General features: G+C 62.7%; 13 protein-coding genes. 9 read left to right on the forward strand and 4 right to left on the reverse strand.

The genetic code is table 11. The features are described 5' to 3' along the window. The first annotated feature begins 7 nt into the window (after positions 1-7). The 3 genes from FHS89_RS12530 (at position 8) to rarD (ending at position 2,061) form a co-directional block, all read left to right on the forward strand. Positions 8-361 carry an Mth938-like domain-containing protein gene (locus tag FHS89_RS12530; RefSeq protein WP_184012152.1) on the forward strand — a complete coding sequence of 118 codons (354 nt, stop codon included), beginning with the start codon at positions 8-10 and terminating at the stop codon, positions 359-361. A 119-nt stretch (positions 362-480) separates the two neighbouring features. After that, positions 481-1,080 carry a superoxide dismutase gene (locus FHS89_RS12535; protein ID WP_184012154.1) on the forward strand — a complete coding sequence of 200 codons (600 nt, stop codon included), beginning with the start codon at positions 481-483 and terminating at the stop codon, positions 1,078-1,080. Between the two features lie 72 nt (positions 1,081-1,152). Then, on the forward strand, positions 1,153-2,061 hold the full coding sequence (gene rarD, locus FHS89_RS12540; RefSeq protein ID WP_184012155.1) for an EamA family transporter RarD: 909 nt from the start codon (positions 1,153-1,155) through the stop codon (positions 2,059-2,061). On the opposite strand, the gene FHS89_RS12545 is transcribed toward rarD, so the two are convergent. Then, a complete protein-coding gene (locus FHS89_RS12545; RefSeq protein ID WP_184012157.1) occupies positions 2,010-2,570 on the reverse strand; it encodes an LOG family protein in 561 nt (186 codons plus the stop codon). The genes rarD and FHS89_RS12545 overlap by 52 nt on opposite strands. Before the next feature lie 140 nt (positions 2,571-2,710). On the opposite strand from FHS89_RS12545, the gene FHS89_RS16315 reads away from it, so the two are divergent. From FHS89_RS16315 to FHS89_RS12560, 3 genes are all read left to right on the forward strand, one after another. Next, positions 2,711-4,354 carry a LysM peptidoglycan-binding domain-containing protein gene (locus tag FHS89_RS16315; protein WP_246413845.1) on the forward strand — a complete coding sequence of 548 codons (1,644 nt, stop codon included), beginning with the start codon at positions 2,711-2,713 and terminating at the stop codon, positions 4,352-4,354. A gap of 66 nt (positions 4,355-4,420) precedes the next feature. After that, complete coding sequence (locus tag FHS89_RS12555; protein ID WP_184012159.1) at positions 4,421-6,244, forward strand: ABCB family ABC transporter ATP-binding protein/permease; 1,824 nt, start codon at positions 4,421-4,423, stop codon at positions 6,242-6,244. 30 nt (positions 6,245-6,274) lie between these two features. Then, the gene (locus FHS89_RS12560; RefSeq protein WP_184012161.1) at positions 6,275-6,670 is read left to right on the forward strand and encodes an MAPEG family protein; all 396 of its coding nucleotides are present in this window, start codon (positions 6,275-6,277) and stop codon (positions 6,668-6,670) included. A gap of 169 nt (positions 6,671-6,839) precedes the next feature. On the opposite strand, the gene FHS89_RS12565 is transcribed toward FHS89_RS12560, so the two are convergent. Together FHS89_RS12565 and FHS89_RS12570 are read right to left on the reverse strand one after the other, a co-directional pair. After that, entirely contained in the window at positions 6,840-10,586 is a 3,747-nt protein-coding gene (locus FHS89_RS12565) for an efflux RND transporter permease subunit (RefSeq protein WP_184012163.1), read from the reverse strand. Further along, a complete protein-coding gene (locus FHS89_RS12570; RefSeq protein ID WP_184012165.1) occupies positions 10,583-11,686 on the reverse strand; it encodes an efflux RND transporter periplasmic adaptor subunit in 1,104 nt (367 codons plus the stop codon). The genes FHS89_RS12565 and FHS89_RS12570 overlap by 4 nt, the downstream gene beginning before the upstream one ends. Before the next feature lie 244 nt (positions 11,687-11,930). Here FHS89_RS12570 and FHS89_RS12575 point away from each other — a divergent pair, with 244 nt between their 5' ends. Genes FHS89_RS12575 through der form a run of 3 tightly spaced genes read left to right on the forward strand, consistent with a single transcriptional unit; the run spans position 11,931 to position 15,377 of the window. Further along, complete coding sequence (locus tag FHS89_RS12575; RefSeq protein ID WP_184012167.1) at positions 11,931-12,611, forward strand: hypothetical protein; 681 nt, start codon at positions 11,931-11,933, stop codon at positions 12,609-12,611. After that, positions 12,608-13,903 (forward strand): PQQ-like beta-propeller repeat protein, encoded by a 1,296-nt coding sequence (locus FHS89_RS12580; protein WP_184012169.1) that lies wholly within the window; start codon positions 12,608-12,610, stop codon positions 13,901-13,903. Before FHS89_RS12575 ends, FHS89_RS12580 begins: the two co-directional genes overlap by 4 nt. A gap of 37 nt (positions 13,904-13,940) precedes the next feature. Further along, complete coding sequence (gene der, locus FHS89_RS12585; protein ID WP_184012171.1) at positions 13,941-15,377, forward strand: ribosome biogenesis GTPase Der; 1,437 nt, start codon at positions 13,941-13,943, stop codon at positions 15,375-15,377. Here der and FHS89_RS12590 read toward each other — a convergent pair whose 3' ends face one another. Next, on the reverse strand, positions 15,378-16,184 hold the full coding sequence (locus tag FHS89_RS12590) for a LysR family transcriptional regulator (protein ID WP_246413879.1): 807 nt from the start codon (positions 16,182-16,184) through the stop codon (positions 15,378-15,380). Positions 16,185-16,193: the final 9 nt, after the last annotated feature.

Below are 16,193 nucleotides of genomic sequence, written 5' to 3' on the forward strand. Positions count from 1 at the left end.
AAACATCATGCGCCTGAACGAAGTTACCTATGACAAATCCGTGCCGATAGACGGCTACGGCCCCGGCTTTTTCCGATTGGGGGGCGAGGTGCGCAAAGGTGCTGTTCTGCTGTTGCCCACCGGCCCTGCGGACTGGATGGCGGGCGAAACCGCGCAGGTGGTGGCGGCTGCGAAGGATATCGACGTGCTGCTTTTGGGCATGGGGGCCGATATCGCGGCTGCGCCCGATGGCTTTATCGAAACGATCGAGGCTGCGGGCGTCGGGGTTGAGGTTATGTCCTCCCCCTCTGCCTGCCGGACCTATAACGTGCTGTTGGGAGAAGGCCGCCGGATCGGCGCGGCGCTGATCCCGGTGGACTGAGATTTCCCGTCTTTTTCGCGGAACACCCTTTCATCCAGCGGAAGGCGGGATATATCCAGAACGGAACGCAGGGCGCTTTCGCGCGTTGCATGAGTGAGACGTAACAAAGGGGTTTACCAATGGCATTTACACTTCCCGACCTTCCCTATGCACATGACGCGCTTGCCGATCGGGGCATGTCCGCTGAAACGTTCGAGTATCACCACGACATCCACCACAAGGCATATGTCGACAACGGCAACAAGCTCATTGAAGGCACCGAGTGGGCGGACAAGTCCCTCGAAGAGATCATCAAGGGCACCTATCAGGCGGGCGCGGTCGCGCAAAACGGCATCTTCAACAACGCGTCCCAGCATTGGAACCACATGCAGTTCTGGGAGATGATGGGGCCGGGTGGCGACACCATGCCGTCCGAGCTGGAAAGCCGCATCGTCGATGCGTTCGGCTCTGTGCAGAAGTTCAAGGATGACTTTGCCGCCGCGGGCGCGGGCCAGTTCGGCTCTGGCTGGGCATGGCTCGTCGTTGATCAGGACGGCACGCTGAAAGTGACCAAGACGGAGAACGGCGTGAACCCGGTCTGCTTTGGCCAGACGGCGCTGCTCGGCTGCGACGTGTGGGAGCATTCCTACTACATTGATTTCCGCAACAAACGCCCGGCCTACCTGTCGAACTTCCTCGACAAGCTGGTGAACTGGGAAAACGTGGCATCGCGCCTCTGATCCCATTTGCGATAGACAATCGGACGGCCCCGTGGCACTGCTACGGGGCTGTTTTTGTTTGGAATATCGCGCATGACCGACACGACCAAAGGCATCATTGCGATGCTTGCATGTTGCACCATCTGGGGATTGTCGGGGCTGTTTTATAAGCTGGTGGCGCATGTCCCGGTGGTTGATGTGCTTGCCCATCGCACGCTTTGGTCATTGGTCTTTTTCCTTGGCGTCGTGGTGGTGACCGGACGACTGGCGCGGTTGAAAGCGGCGCTGGGCGATACGCCGACACGGCTGCGGCTGGGGCTGGCCGCCGTGCTTGTGTCCTGCAATTGGGGCGTATTCATCTTCTCCATCGGGGCGGGGTTCGCGGTGGAGGCGAGCCTTGGCTATTACATCTTTCCGTTTGTCGCGATCCTGCTTGGCGTGATTTTCCTGGGCGAGCGACCGGGAAAGCTGCAATGGGCTGCGATTGCGCTGGCCATGATGGCCGTGGTCACGCTGACCGTCGGACTTGGTGCCGCGCCGTGGATCGCGCTGACACTGGCCAGCACATTCGGGCTATACGGGTTGATCAAAAAGCGGCTGGCGACGGGGCCGATCACCTCGGTCACTGTGGAGGTGTTGATCCTGTCGCCGCTCGCGCTTGGCTGGTTGTCATGGGTTGCCCTTCAGGGCGGAGCGCCGCTGGGGCAGGGTACGCGGGATATGGTCGTGCTGATGCTCTCAGGGCCGATGACTGGCGGGCCCTTGATCCTGTTTGCCTACGCGACCCAGCGGCTTGATTATGCCACCGTTGGCGTGCTCCAATTCTGGAACCCGACGCTGCAATTCTGCGTTGGTGCCTTCATCTTCCTTGAGGTGATCACGGTTTGGCACGGCATTGCCCTGCCGATGATCTGGGTCGCGGTGCTGCTTTATGTGATCGCGGCACGGCGTCAGGTCAGGGCCGCGCGCAAACGCTCCATCACCGCGGCAGGGCTGTCATAGACCTCTAGAAAGTCGCGAAAGCTCGCATCCGCGAATTTCGCTGCGATGATCTGATCCAGAAGGGCGAGCAATCCGTCCCAATACCCGTCGGTGTTCAGCAGTAGCACCGGTTTGTCATGCAGCCCCAATTGCCGCCATGTCAGCACTTCGAACAACTCATCAAGCGTTCCGGGGCCACCGGGCAGCGCAAGGATCGCGTCGGAATTGGCGAACATCACCTTTTTGCGCTCATGCATGTTTTCGGTGATGACATAGGTTTGGATATCCGTTTTGCCGACCTCACGGTCAACAAGGTGTTGCGGGATGACGCCAAACACGTCGCCGCCCGCCTCTTTGGCCGCCGATGCGACCGCTCCCATAATGCCAATATCGCCCGCGCCATAGACCAGCCGCAGCCCCGCTTGGGCCAAGGCGCGGCCAACCTCTTGCGCATCGGACAGAAAGGCAGGCGAGGTGCCAAGCCGCGATCCACAGAACACACAGACGCTTTTGGGGATGAGTTGGGGCATGAAATACTCTCTTAACCAGGTTCGCCCCGCGTGACGGATGCAGGAAGGGCTTGGAACTGCAAGCCTTATACCAGTATAGGTAAAAAGGAGAAGAGGCGGACAATGCACCGCAACACACGCGCTGGGGCAGCAAGAAACACATGCAAAAAACTTATCTGTCGGGCGCGATTGCCGCCATCCTCGTGATCCTTGGGGCTGTCTGGTTCACCGGTATGGGAGGGGGTGAGGACACCGCCCCCGCCGCCGAAGAGGTCACGGAGGTGACGCAGGCTCCTGCGCCTGCACCTGCACCCGCGACCGAAGAGGTTGCGACGGCAGCACCGGTGGCTGAGCCTGAGCCAGCCGCCATTCCCACGCCTGAGCCGACCGCCCCCGCCGAAGACCCCGCCCCCACCCCGGCGGAGCAAAGCCAGCCCGTCGCTGAACCGGTGGTCACGCCCCCGCAGGCCGACCCGGCACCCGTGACGGAAACAACTGAGGCCGCCCCGGCGGAGGCGCTGCCGACCGAAGAGGTCGCGCAAGAGACAAGCCCGGTCGCCGAACCTGAGGCGGAGGTGGTCGCGGAAGCCGCGCCCGCTGCCGACGCATCTGTGGCAACAGAAGCACCTGCCGCCGATCCCGTCGCCGCCCTTCCTGTGCTGGATGCGACCCCGGCGGAACCGACAGCGGACGCGGCCGCAGACGAGGCCACCACCACTCCCAGCTTTGAGATCGTGCGCGTCGAAACCGACGGGGCCACCATCGTTGCCGGACGCGCGGCACCGGGGGCAGAGGTCAACGTCACGCTTGACGGGCAAACAGCCGCGACCGCGACCGCTGATGCGCGGGGCGATTTCGTGGCGCTGATGGACACACCCGCCACGGGCCAAAATCAGGAGATGCGGCTCTCCAGCGTCGATGAAAACGCGCAAGAGGTGACATCGACCGAAACCATCATCGTGCTTGTGGAGGAGCCGGAGGAAACACCCGCTGCCGCCGCAGACACAACCGATGCACCAACGGACGCGCCTGCCGCGGACACTCCGACCGAGACAGACACACGGCCCGTCATCGTGCGCGCCACGGACGATGGCGTCGAAGTGGTGCAAAGTGCCGAGACCCTGCCAGAGGAGCAGGTCACGATCGACACGATCAGCTATTCCATCACGGGCGATGTGGTTTTGACCGGGCGTGGCGCGGGCGAGCAGCAATTGGTCATCTATGCCGATGGCGATGCCGTGGGCCGGGGCCGCGTGCGGCCCGATGGCCGCTGGCGCGTGATCCTTGGGGATGTTGAAGAAGGGCTTTATCTGCTGCGGATCGACCAGATCAACGATATCGGTGACGTGACCAGTCGGGCGGAGACACCATTCCAGCGCGTTTTCCCCGAAGTGCCCGTGGCCGAAGCCGCACCTGCCGAGACGAGTGAAGAGGGCGCTGCGTCCATGTCGCTCGCCGATGCGGCGGCGATGCTGGCCACCCAAACCGAGGCCGCTGCCGCCGCGACCGTCGAGGATGTGGCCACCGCGCCTGCGGAAGCCACCGGCACCGCTCCCGCCGCACCTGACAGCAACACCGCGCCTGCACCCACCCCCGCAGTTGCTGCTGCCGTGGTTGCCGACGTGCCCGCGACGCGCCCAACCCAGATCGTCGTGCAGCCCGGCAACAACCTTTGGACCATCGCGCGGGTCGAATATGGTGAGGGCATTCGCTACACCCAGATATTTGAGGCGAATTCCGATCAGATCCGCGATCCGGACCTGATTTTCCCCGGTCAGATTTTCGCGATCCCGCGGGAGCAGTGATCACGGGTGGAATGCCGGGTCGGGAGGGTTTATGTAAGCCCTTCATGACGATGACGGAGCCACCCAATGACTGACACCCCTTCGCCCCTTGAGGACGGCTCTGAACGCAGTGTGATCGTCAAGGTCATCCCGTATCTGTGGCCCAAGGGAGAGCCTGCGCTAAAGGCGCGGGTGGTACTGGCTCTGTTGGCGCTGGTGCTGGCCAAGGTCGTTACCCTGCTGACACCGCTGTTTTTTGGTAAAACGGTGGACTCGCTCGCGCCCGAAAACGGAGAGGCCGTCACCTTTCTGATGCTCGCGGGGCCAGTGGCGCTGGTGCTTGGGTTTGGCTTCACGCGGCTGGCGCAGGTCGGCTTTGCACAATTGCGCGACGCGGTGTTTTCCAAGGTGGGTCAGCGCGCGCTGCGCAAGCTGGCGCTTGAGACGTTTCAGCATATCCATGCGCTGTCGCTGCGCTATCACCTGACACGCAAAACAGGCGGGTTGAGCCGGATCATCGAGCGTGGAGTGAAGGGCGTCGATTTTCTGTTGCGCTTCATGCTGTTTTCCGTGGGGCCGCTGATCATTGAATTGTTGATGATGGCCGTGGTGTTCTGGGTGCTGTTCGGGTTCCTTTATATGGTGATCGTGATTGTCACGATTGGCATCTACATCGTTTTTACCTTTCGTGTGACAGAGATGCGGGTCGCGATCCGCAAGCGGATGAATGAGCGCGACACCGACGCCAATCAAAAGGCTATCGACAGTCTGCTGAATTTTGAAACGGTTAAGTATTTCGGCTCCGAACGGCGCGAGGCTGAGCGATATGACGAGTCGATGGCGGGCTATGAGAAAGAAGCGCTGGCGACGAATTATTCCCTCGCCGCCCTCAATTTCGGGCAATCGGTGATCATTACTGCGGGTCTGATGGGCGTGCTGATCATGGCCGCACTTGATGTGCAGGCGGGCAAGCTGACCGTGGGCGAATTCACGGTGGTGAACATGTATATGATGCAGATCACCATGCCGCTCAATTTCCTCGGCACGGTCTATCGTGAAATCCGGCAGGCGCTGACGGATATGCGCGAAATGTTCGGCCTGCTTGAGCAACCCGCCGAAGTGACCGACAAACCCGGCGCGCCAAAGCTGAACGTGCCCCATGGCGCGATCAGTTTTGAGGGGGTCGCGTTTTCCTATGACCCGGACCGGGAAATCCTCAAAGGCATTGATCTGGAGATTGGCGCAGGCCAAACGGTGGCCGTGGTTGGCCCGTCTGGCTCCGGCAAATCGACCATCGGGCGGCTGTTGTTCCGCTTCTACGATGTGACCGCCGGGGCCATTCGGATTGATGGGCAAGATTTGCGCGATGTGACACAAGAGAGCCTGCGCGGCGCCATTGGCGTGGTGCCGCAGGATACGGTCCTTTTCAATGACAGCATCGGCTATAACATCGCTTATGGGCGGCCCGAGGCCACGATGAATGAGGTGATCGAAGCGGCGAAAGCGGCACAATGCCATGACTTCATCATGAACCTGCCGCAGGGCTATGACACCATGGTTGGGGAGCGGGGGCTGAAACTTTCTGGTGGGGAGAAGCAACGCGTTGGTATCGCCCGCACGATCCTGAAAAACCCGCCGATCCTGTTGCTTGATGAGGCGACCTCGGCGCTGGATACCGAAACTGAAAAAAGCATTCAGGACAGCCTGACAGAGATGGGGCAGGGCCGCACCGTGATCACCATCGCGCACCGCCTGTCCACCATCGTCCATGCCGACCGGATCGTGGTGCTGGAGGCGGGCGTCGTGACGGAGAGTGGGACGCATGAGGAGCTATTGCAGCTTCATGGTCGCTATTCCCGCATGTGGGCCCGTCAGGCCGCCGAAGAAGAAGACGAAGAACAGGATGCCTGATCGCGGCACCGATACCGGGGAGAGACTGAGATGAACGAGGCCATGAACGCGCTTGCGCTATATGCCGGGGGGCTTGGGCTGGTGCTCATCGCGCTGGCGGTTAATGTGGTGCGGGTGCGCGTCCGTGAGGGTGTCCTCATGGGCGATGGCGGCAACAAGGCGATGATCCGCGCGATGCGGGGCATGGCCAATTTCGTGGAATTCGTGCCGCTGACGCTTGGGCTTTTGGTGCTGATCGCGCTCTTGGGCGCGCCGGTTCTGGCCATGCATCTGTTGGGCGGCACGCTGTTTGTCGGGCGGCTGGTGCATGGATGGCATTTCATGCAGGCGGATGCACCGGGTTGGCAGCGCAGTTTCGGGGCCTTGGCCTCCCTCGTGGTGCTGGGCGCGAGTTCAGCCGGCCTGATCCTGCACGCGATCATCTGACCCGCGCACCGGCGTAGCCGATGGGTCGGACGCAGATCGCTTCTGTATGTCAGCAAGTGTGATCCCAGCTGTTGATGTGGCGGCATACTGAGCCGGGGCTTTTGCGACCCGACTGGAGGTAACCCCGCCACAATGAAGAAGCCCCGGAGCGATGCTCCGGGGCTTTGGGTTACTCCGCCGCGCTCAGATGTGGGCCAGCGGGCTGATGTGGGATCTCAAGATCGGGCCGCAGGTCAATATCGGTCCAGACGATATCGCCCTTGTTGCGCCGTTTGCGCGCGGCTCTCACGAGATCACGGTCGTTTCGGCGGGTTTTTGTGTCGGATGCCTTGTCAAACGTGGTCCGTCCAAACACCAAGAAGCCGATCCAGACCCGCAGCGCCAGTACCGCCGGGGTGAACACCAGCGTCAGCACGGTCGCGGTGCCCAGACCAAACACCACCGCCGTGGCAAGCTGTGTCCACCACAGGGCAGTGGGCGCGCCGATGGAATAGCCGCCATTCGCGAAATCAATCGACACGGCAAACATCATCGGCGCAAGCCCGGCCATGGTCGTCACCGTGGTCAGGAACACAGGCCGCAAGCGGGCCTCCACCGTGCGGACGATGGCTTCAAGCTTGGGCATGAACCGGCTGTATTCCTGATAGGTGTCGATCAGCACGATGTTGTTGTTCACCACGATCCCCGCAAGCGCCACGATCCCGGTCCCTGTCATGATGATGGAGAACGGCTGCCCCATGACCATCATCCCGATGAGCACACCCACCACCGAAAAAATCACGGCGAGCAACACGGCGATGGAATTATAGAGCGAGTTGAACTGCGCCAGCAGGATCACGAACATCAGCCCCAACGCGCCGAGCATGGCCTGCATGAGGAACGCACCGGATTCCTCCTGCTCCTCCCGATCACCCGTCCACTCGGTGGTGAGGGTTGGGGGCAGGTTTGCCTCCTCCTCCAGCCAAGTGGTGAGCTGGTCAATCAGCACATTCGCGTTGAGGGGGGTAACATGCACTTTTGCTCCATCATCCACCGCCGATTGGATGGCCGATTGGGTCATCCCGTCCAGCCATGTATCAACACGGTAGCTGGTCACTACTTCCGACGTAAAAAGACCGAAAAAGCGGGGGACGTCTGCGGCAATCGTCAGGTCAGACCGCGCCTCGTCGTCTGCCACATCGCCAAAGGCAAGCGCACGTGTTTCGGGCGATGCGTCAGGGTCCGCGTCATCGGGGAGCGGATAAACAAGCTCGATCAGGGTCTTGCCCGGCTCCACATCGGCCAGCACGTCGAAATAGCGCTCGGTGTTGATGCGGTTGATCTCCGCCAGTTTGGGGACCGGCTCACGGGTAATGAAATTCGACAATGGCACGAGCCCGTCGGGCGTGCGCACGCGCAGCGTGTCGAGCGTGGAGAGAAGCCGCGCCTCCTCGGGGAAGCGGACGCGGATTTCGACCTCCTCATCCGATGTTTCGGTGCGCATCGTGTCCAAAAGGATGCCGCGCGTGACAAGCTGGACCATCGCGCCCACCGTTGCCACATCCGCTCCGTAGCGGCCCGCGGCCTCCACATCCACATTGATCTGCCAGTCGATGCCGGGCAGGGGGCGGCTGTCCTCAATGCTGGTCAGACCGGGGGTCGCATCGAATTTCGCGCGCGCCTGCCCGGCGGCGACCAGCAACTCCTCCCAATTGTCGCCCTTGATCCGCAGATGGACCGGTTTGCCATCAGCGGGGCCTTGGGCCTGTTCGTTGAGTTCCACGATGATGCCGGGGATCTGATCGAACCGGGCCTGCAACGCGTCAAGGATATCGTTGCCATCGCCGCGCACGCGCCAGCTTTCCAATTCGATTTGGATCTGGCCGATCGTGTCTTGCGGCACGGCCGCACCACCGCCGTTTTGGTTAAGGCCACCATCGCCTGCAAAGGCAAATATCGACTCGACCCCTTCCACACCCTGCATGGCCTGCTCGGCCTGCCGGACGAGGCGGTCTTTCTCCTCAAGGCTGAGATTGCCGCGCGCGCGGATTTGGGCGACGGCGCGCTCTGGCTCCGTTTCGACGAAGAATTCCACGCCGTTGGAATTTTGGGGGAAGATGACGAATGTCACCATAAACGCAAAGCCTACCACGCCAAGGATCGTGACCAGCGGCATGACCGGATTGCCCACGATGAACTGGATGACCCGGCCTGCTGGCCTGCGGTGATAGCCTGCGGTTTCAACCTCTGCTACCCGCGCCTGTTTTAGCGATGCCCCGATGACAGACAGGGCCATCATCGCCACGACCATCAGCATCAGGCCGGGGACAGATTGCCCGCCCATCAACAGGCTGAAGCCGACAAACAGGACCACCCCAAGCAGCACGAGCGCGAGGAGACGCACCCATTTCGGCACGGCGTTGCGCAACTGCGCGCCAGTCGCCTCAAAGAACCGGGACAAGCGGCCCGCGACGCCGCCCACGACCGGCAGGTAGAGGAGCGCCACAACGAGCGAGGCAGACAGCACGAAAATCAGCGTGACCGGCAGCATTCCCATGAATTCACCAGGAATGCCGGGCCAGAACAGCATCGGCAGAAACGCGCAGAGCGTCGTCGCGGTGGAACTGACGATGGGCCAGAACATCCGCTTGGCCGCAGCACCATAAGCCTGCATCGGGCCGACGCCTTCGCTGATGCGTTTGTCCGCATATTCCACCACCACGATCGCGCCATCCACGAGCATCCCCACGGCAAGGATCAGACCGAACATCACGATATTGGACACCGGGAAATTCAGCGCGCCAAACACCGCGAAGGTCAAAAGGAATGAGGTTGGGATCGCGAAGCCGACGAGCAGCGCAGAGCGCATCCCGAGCGTGGCAAGAACGACGATCATCACGAGCGCAATCGCCGTCAGGACGGAGGCTTCCAACTGGCTAACCATGTCTGCCACATTGGTCGACTCGTCCATGGAGAAGTTGACCTCGACGGCCTCCTGCATCTCAGCGGGCCATGTCGCGACCTGCGCGTTCACCGTATCGCGGACCAGCGCCACCGTGTCGATGAGGTTCACGCCCTTTCGCTTGACGACCTGAAGCGCCACTGTCGGCTCCCCGTTATAGCGGGCCGTGCCAGCGGCATCCTCGAAGGTCAGGCGGATCTCAGCCAGATCGCCCAAGGTGATGACCCGGTCGCCATTCACCTTCACCGGCAGATTGTAGACATCCTGCGGGTCGTCAAAGGAGGACGGGATTTTGACCGAATAGGCGCCGGAGCCATTGGTGACCTCGCCTGCGGCCACAAGCTGGTTGTTGTTGGTCACAACCGCCAAAAGCTCCTGTGCGGTGACGTTATACGCCTCCAGCATCAGCGGGTCGATCAGCACTTCCAGCATCTCTTCGCGGTAACCGGCAAGCCCGGCTTCAAGCACTTGCGGCAGCCCTTCGACCTCCGCCTGCAACGCGTCCGCGATGCGGAACAGGGTGCGTTCCGGCACATTGCCTGACAGGGAAACGACGAGGATCGGAAATTCGGAGAAGTTGATCTCAGAAATCACGGGCTCTTGGGCGGCACTGGGAAAATCGGCCTTGGCGCGGTCGACCTTGTCGCGGGTTTCCGCGATGGTGGCGGCCTTGTCCCAGCCGAATTCAAATTCCAGCACGACAATCGCCATGCCTTCGGCGGCTGTGGCGTTGAGGTTCTTTAGCCCCTCCAATTCGCGCAATTGCTGCTCTAGCGGGCGGACAAGGAGCTTTTCCGCGTCCTCGGCTGCGACACCGGGCAGGGGGGCGCGCACGACGAGCACGGGCACGTCGATATCCGGCTCGCCCTCTTTCGGAAGGTTGGTATAGGCCAGCGCGCCCGCGGTCAGTGACAACAGCACAAAGGCGAAGATCATCCGCGCCCGGGTCGTTGCCCAATCAATCATGCCGGTCATTGCAGCACCTCATCCGCGCGCACCGGGCGCACGCTGCGCCCATCGTTGACGAATTCCTGTCCGACGATGATGACATCGGCCTGATCGGGCAGTCCGCCAAGCCAGACACCATTCATCTCGTCCCGGATCACCGTGGTCGGCACGAAATAAGCCGCACCATCGCGGACGATGCGCACGCCAATCTGGCCCGCATCGTCCAGCGTCAGGGCGGCCTGCGGCAGGAAATGCGCCTCGCCAGCGGAGATCGCGATTGAAATTTCTGCCGTGGCCCCATCGCGGATGCGGCGGTCGGTATTGTCCACTTCGGCCTCGATGCGGAAGGTGCGGGTCGCCGGATCGGCGGAATTCGCCACAAAGGTCACGTCGCCGCTGACCGTCGTGCCGTCGATCATGCGCACCTCGACGGGGCTGCCGATTGCGATACGCGCCACCTCGAGTTCCGGCACGAAGCCGACAAAGCGGATCCGGTCGAGGGACATGACGGTCGCACAGGCGCTGCCGGGTTGAAGAAGCGCGCCAAGCTCTGCCGTTTCCGTCTCCAGCGTGCCAGCGAAGGGGGCGGTGATGCGCAACCGCTCAATCTCTTTCTCCGCCTGCTCCACGGCGGCAAGGGCTGCACCCAGTTGCGCGCGCCGGGCCGCTGCAGTGGTTTCGGAGCCAAATCCCCGCTCGGCCAGCGTGGAGGAGGCCTGATCGTTCAGCCGCGCTTCCTCAAGGGCCGCGCGGGCCTGCGCCAATTGGGCATTGCGCGTGCCGGGGTCAAGTTCGCACAAAAGCTGGCCTGCGCTGACCATCGTGCCGCTGGCCAATGGCTCCGATATCACGGTGCCGGTCGTCTCTGCCCGCACATCGACACGGCGCGTCGCTTCCGTCCGGCCACGCAGGATCACGCCGCTTGCCACCGTTTGCGCGGTGGAAGGCTGTATAACGACGGGAACGGCCCGCTCCATCGGGGTGGCATCCGGCGCGGCGGCGGGGGCGATGTCAGCCTCCGCCATTTCGGTGGGAGGCGCGGCGGGCATGAACCGGTCCCTCTCAAAAATAAAGACATAGATCCCGGCAAGGACGAGGAGGGCGGACAGGATCGGTACGATCTTCATCGGAATGGCTCACTTCAGAGGTTCTACATCACACAGGCGTGAAACGTCATTTGGGCGGGACGCTAGGCGGTTTCAATGTTAAGCGCCATAACATTCATGCCACATCTCAAAAATAATGTACAGTTTAGTTCACTTATTGCGAGGCAAAGTCACCCCCCGACGCAAAAAGTGAAATCGGGTTGGCATTTCCCTGACGTGCGAGGTAGTTTCGCGCGAAATTCAGTCAAACGAATGAGGCCCCCCGGTGAGCAATCCCGATTCCTTTCTTGATGAGGTCGCAGAGGAGGTCCGTAAGGATCAACTTTATGCGCTGGCACGTCGGTATGGCTGGATCGTGGGGGTGGTGATCCTGTTGGCCGTGGGCGGCGCTGCCGTCAACGAATACCTCAAGGCACAGACCAAGGCAGAAGCGCAGGCGCGCGGTGGAGCGATTGAGGCCGCATTGCAACTCGATACGCCCGAAGCGCGGGCAGACGCACTTGCCCCCTTGACGCAGCAGGAGGCCGATGCGGCCATCGTTGCGCTGTTCCTGCAAGTCGATGCGACGGCAGAGGCGGGAAATGTGGTGGAGGCCGAGGCGCTTTTGGAGCCTGCGCTGACCCATTCGGACCCGGTGCTTGCCGATCTGGCGCGGCTCAAGCTGTTGGGCCTAATGGCAGAGCGGGACGCGCCCGCCACGGAGCGTCTGCCGATTGCAGAGGCGCTGATCGCGAACCAGAGCGCCTTTACCCTTCTGGCGCTTGAGCAGCGCGCCATCGCACGGGTGGAGCAGGGCGACCGGGACGGCGCGATCGCCGATCTGTCGCAGATCGACGCCAGCAGTGAGGCCACCGAAACCCTGCGCGAGCGGGCGCAGATGCTGTTGCAGGCGCTGGGTGCGGACGCGCCCGGCCAGCCCCGCCTTGTGACCGGAGCGACGGAATGACCGTCGCGCGCATTGCCGCAATCGCCCTGATCGCCACGGCGGTGCTTACCGCCTGTTCCGATGAGGAAGAGCGCCTGCCGGGAGAGCGCGAACCGATCCGCATCAGCGCCGCACAAACCGCAGCCGTCAATGGCGCCGCTCCGTCCGGGTTTGGTCCTAGCACGCAAAACACCCAATGGACCCATTCCGGCGGCGCGGCTGATGGTATGGGCGGGCATCCGGCACTTGACGCGGTGCTTACGCAAGTTTGGGCCGTGCAGGTGGGAAGCCGCCCGGTGGAAGACCTGTCGATCACCGCAGAACCGATCGTCGCGGGGGGCCGCGTATTTACGCTGGATGCCAATGGCACCGTCGCCGCGACCGCAGAGACTGGCGGCCTGCTTTGGTCAATCTCCCTCGTGCCGGAGGGCGAAGAGGCCGAGGCCGGTTTTGGCGGTGGCCTTGCCTATTCCGACAACCGGGTATTCGTGACGACCGGATTTGGACAGGTGACTGCACTTGATCCCGCCAATGGCGGCATCTTGTGGCAGGAGCAGTTCGATTCTCCCTTCCGCGCAGCACCGGTTGCGGATCGCAACCGGGTGGTTGTGGTAACGCGCACCGACCTTGCCGTGGCCCTTGATGCGGGCACTGGCCGGACGGTGTGGCAATTCCAAGGCTCCAAAGGCGCCGAAGGTATCGCATCAAGTGCGGCACCCGTGCTGAGCGATGGGATTGCGCTTGTGCCCTTCTCCGCTGGGGAAGTTCTGGCGATCGTGGCGCGCAATGGGCGGCGGTTGTGGTCCTTTGCGGTCAGCGATGGGCGGCGGGGATTGGCGCGCGGCAGCATCGGGGAGATCACGGGAGCGCCCGTGGTACAGGATGCACGCGTGTATCTGGGCAACCAGACCGGCAGCATCGTCGCCATCGAAGGGGCAGGGGGCCGCGAAAGCTGGCGTCAGGCCGATGGCGCGATGGACCGTGCGGCGGTGCTCGGCGGCTCGGTCTATGTGATCACGGATCGCGCGGTGTTGCTGCGGATGGATGCGCAGACCGGGCGCATCATCTGGTCGCGCCCGCTGGACGAATTGCTCCCTGATGGGGAGACGCGGGTGGTGTATCATGGGCCGGTTATTGCCGGTGGGCGCCTGCTGGTGGCGACTGAACACGGGCCTGTCCTGTCTGTCTCCGCCGAGGATGGAACGCTGAGCACTGCACTCACGATTCCAGACGGCGCTGCGTCATCCCCCGCGATTGCGAATGGCAGGCTTTACATTCTGTCGAATGCGGGCGTATTGCACGCCTTTGAGTAACACATCGGGGCCGCATGCCCCGTGAGGGATCGGTCTGATGTCGTTCACGCTTGCCATTGTCGGACGCCCCAATGTGGGTAAATCGACGCTGTTCAACCGCCTCGTGGGCAAAAAGCTCGCGCTGGTCGATGACCAGCCGGGTGTGACCCGTGACCTGCGCGAAGGCGATGCACGGCTCGCCGATCTGCGCTTTACGGTGATCGACACGGCGGGTCTGGAGCAAGCCACCGATGAGAGCCTCCAGGGCCGGATGCGCGCCCTGACGGAGCGCGCGGTCCAGATGGCCGATCTGTGCCTGTTCATCATTGACGCGCGTGTCGGCGTCACGGCGGATGACCTTGTTTTCGCGGAGATTTTGCGGCGTAAGGCCGATGGTCGTGTGCTTTTGGCCGCCAACAAGGCCGAAGGAAACGCGGGCGATGCGGGCTATTATGAGGCGTTCAGCCTTGGCCTGGGGGAGCCGATTGCGCTCTCTGCCGAGCATGGCGAAGGGTTGGACGAGTTGCGCCACGCGCTGATGCCGTGGCATGACCGTTTCGCGGCAGAGCGGCGGGCGGCGGAGCGGCAAGTGGCGCTCGATGCCGAAGGCGCGCCGGAAGAGCACGACCCGACCAAGCCGATGCAGATCGCCGTGATGGGCCGCCCGAATGCCGGGAAATCCACGCTGATCAACGCCATTTTGGGGGAGGATCGCCTCCTCACCGGGCCGGAGGCGGGCATTACCCGCGATTCCATCGGGCTGAATGTCACATGGGGCGACAGGCCATTTAAGCTCTTTGACACTGCTGGTATCCGCAAAAAGGCGAAAGTGCAGGAAAAGCTCGAAAAGCTGTCTGTGTCCGACGGTTTGCGCGCGGTACGATTTGCCGAAGTGGTTATCATCCTCTTGGATGTGACGATCCCGTTTGAGACGCAGGATTTACGGCTGGCCGATCTGGCGGAGCGGGAAGGCCGCGCCGTGATTTTTGCCGTGAACAAATGGGATCTGGCGGAGGACAAGAACCAGACGCTCGCCGCGCTCAAGGAAATGCGGGACCGTCTGCTGCCGCAACTGGCGGGCGCGCCGCTTGTGACCGTGTCCGCACTGACGGGCCGGGGGCTGGAGCGGCTGCGCGAGGCGATCGTCACCACCTATGAGATCTGGAACAAGCGGGTGTCGACCTCCCGTCTCAATGACTGGCTGATTGAACAGGTCCAGCAGCACCCACCGCCCGCACCGGGAGGGCGGCGTATCCGGCTCCGCTATATGACGCAGGCCAAGGCGCGGCCGCCGACCTTCATCGTGTTCTGTTCCAAGCCAGAGGATATGCCGACAAGCTATTCCCGCTTTTTGGTCAATGGTTTGCGGCGTGATTTCGACATGCCCGGCGTGCCGATCCGGCTGGAACTGCGCAAGCGGGAAAACCCCTTCGCGGATCGCAAGACCCATCGCGCGACCAAGCTGCGCAAGCGGCCCGGCCCGCCGCGCGACTGATCATTTTAGCATCAAGGCGGCCAGCCAATCGGCAACCGCGCGCATCCGCTCAAGTTGCGCAAGGTCAGGATGCATCAGAAGCCAAACATCCCGCGTCACAGGGCACGGGGCGCTTGGCTGCATCCCGTTGGGTGCCAGGATGTCGGGCAAAATGCTCCGGCCCAGCCCGGCGGAGATCGCCGCCGACAGCGATGCTGCGTCTGTCACCCGCACGGGTGCGGACGGCCCGGCCTGATCTGCCAGCCATCGCGCCTGCGGGAGTGCGGATTGCGCCGGGCCATATCTGATCCATGGCGCGGCCTTCGGGCCATAGACCGAATAGCGCAGCACGCCGATGCGCCGCGCCTTCACATCCGGTTCGACCCGGGGGCGGGCAAGGCGCAGCGCGATATCAGCCTCTCCCCGCATCAACGCGAAATCCCGCGCGCCGGGCAGCAGGCTGATCTCAAGGCCGGGATGCGCGGCCAGAAACTCTGGCAAGGCTGGCAGGATCAGGCCAGTGATCAGCGCCGAAACGGCTGTGAGCGAAACGGGCCCATGCCGCGTGGCCGCAACCGACGAGGACGCGCGTGTGATCGCCGCCTCCGCCTCCATCGCGCATGTCAAAAGCGGTGCTGCGGCGTCGCACAGACGCAACCGTCCGTCGATGCGCGCGAATACTGGCGCGCCAAGGTGATCGGACAGGCGCGCGATCCGGCGCGCGACGGTTGTTTCGTTGACGCCCAACTGCGCCGCCGCGCCCGAAAAACTGCCCGCGCGCTCCACAGCGAGGAGGGCTGGAAGATCGCTCCAATTCATGTCCCGCATTTCCACCAG

It is taken from the genome of Rubricella aquisinus (assembly GCF_014199445.1).
Classification (GTDB): Bacteria; Pseudomonadota; Alphaproteobacteria; order Rhodobacterales; family Rhodobacteraceae; genus Rubricella; species Rubricella aquisinus.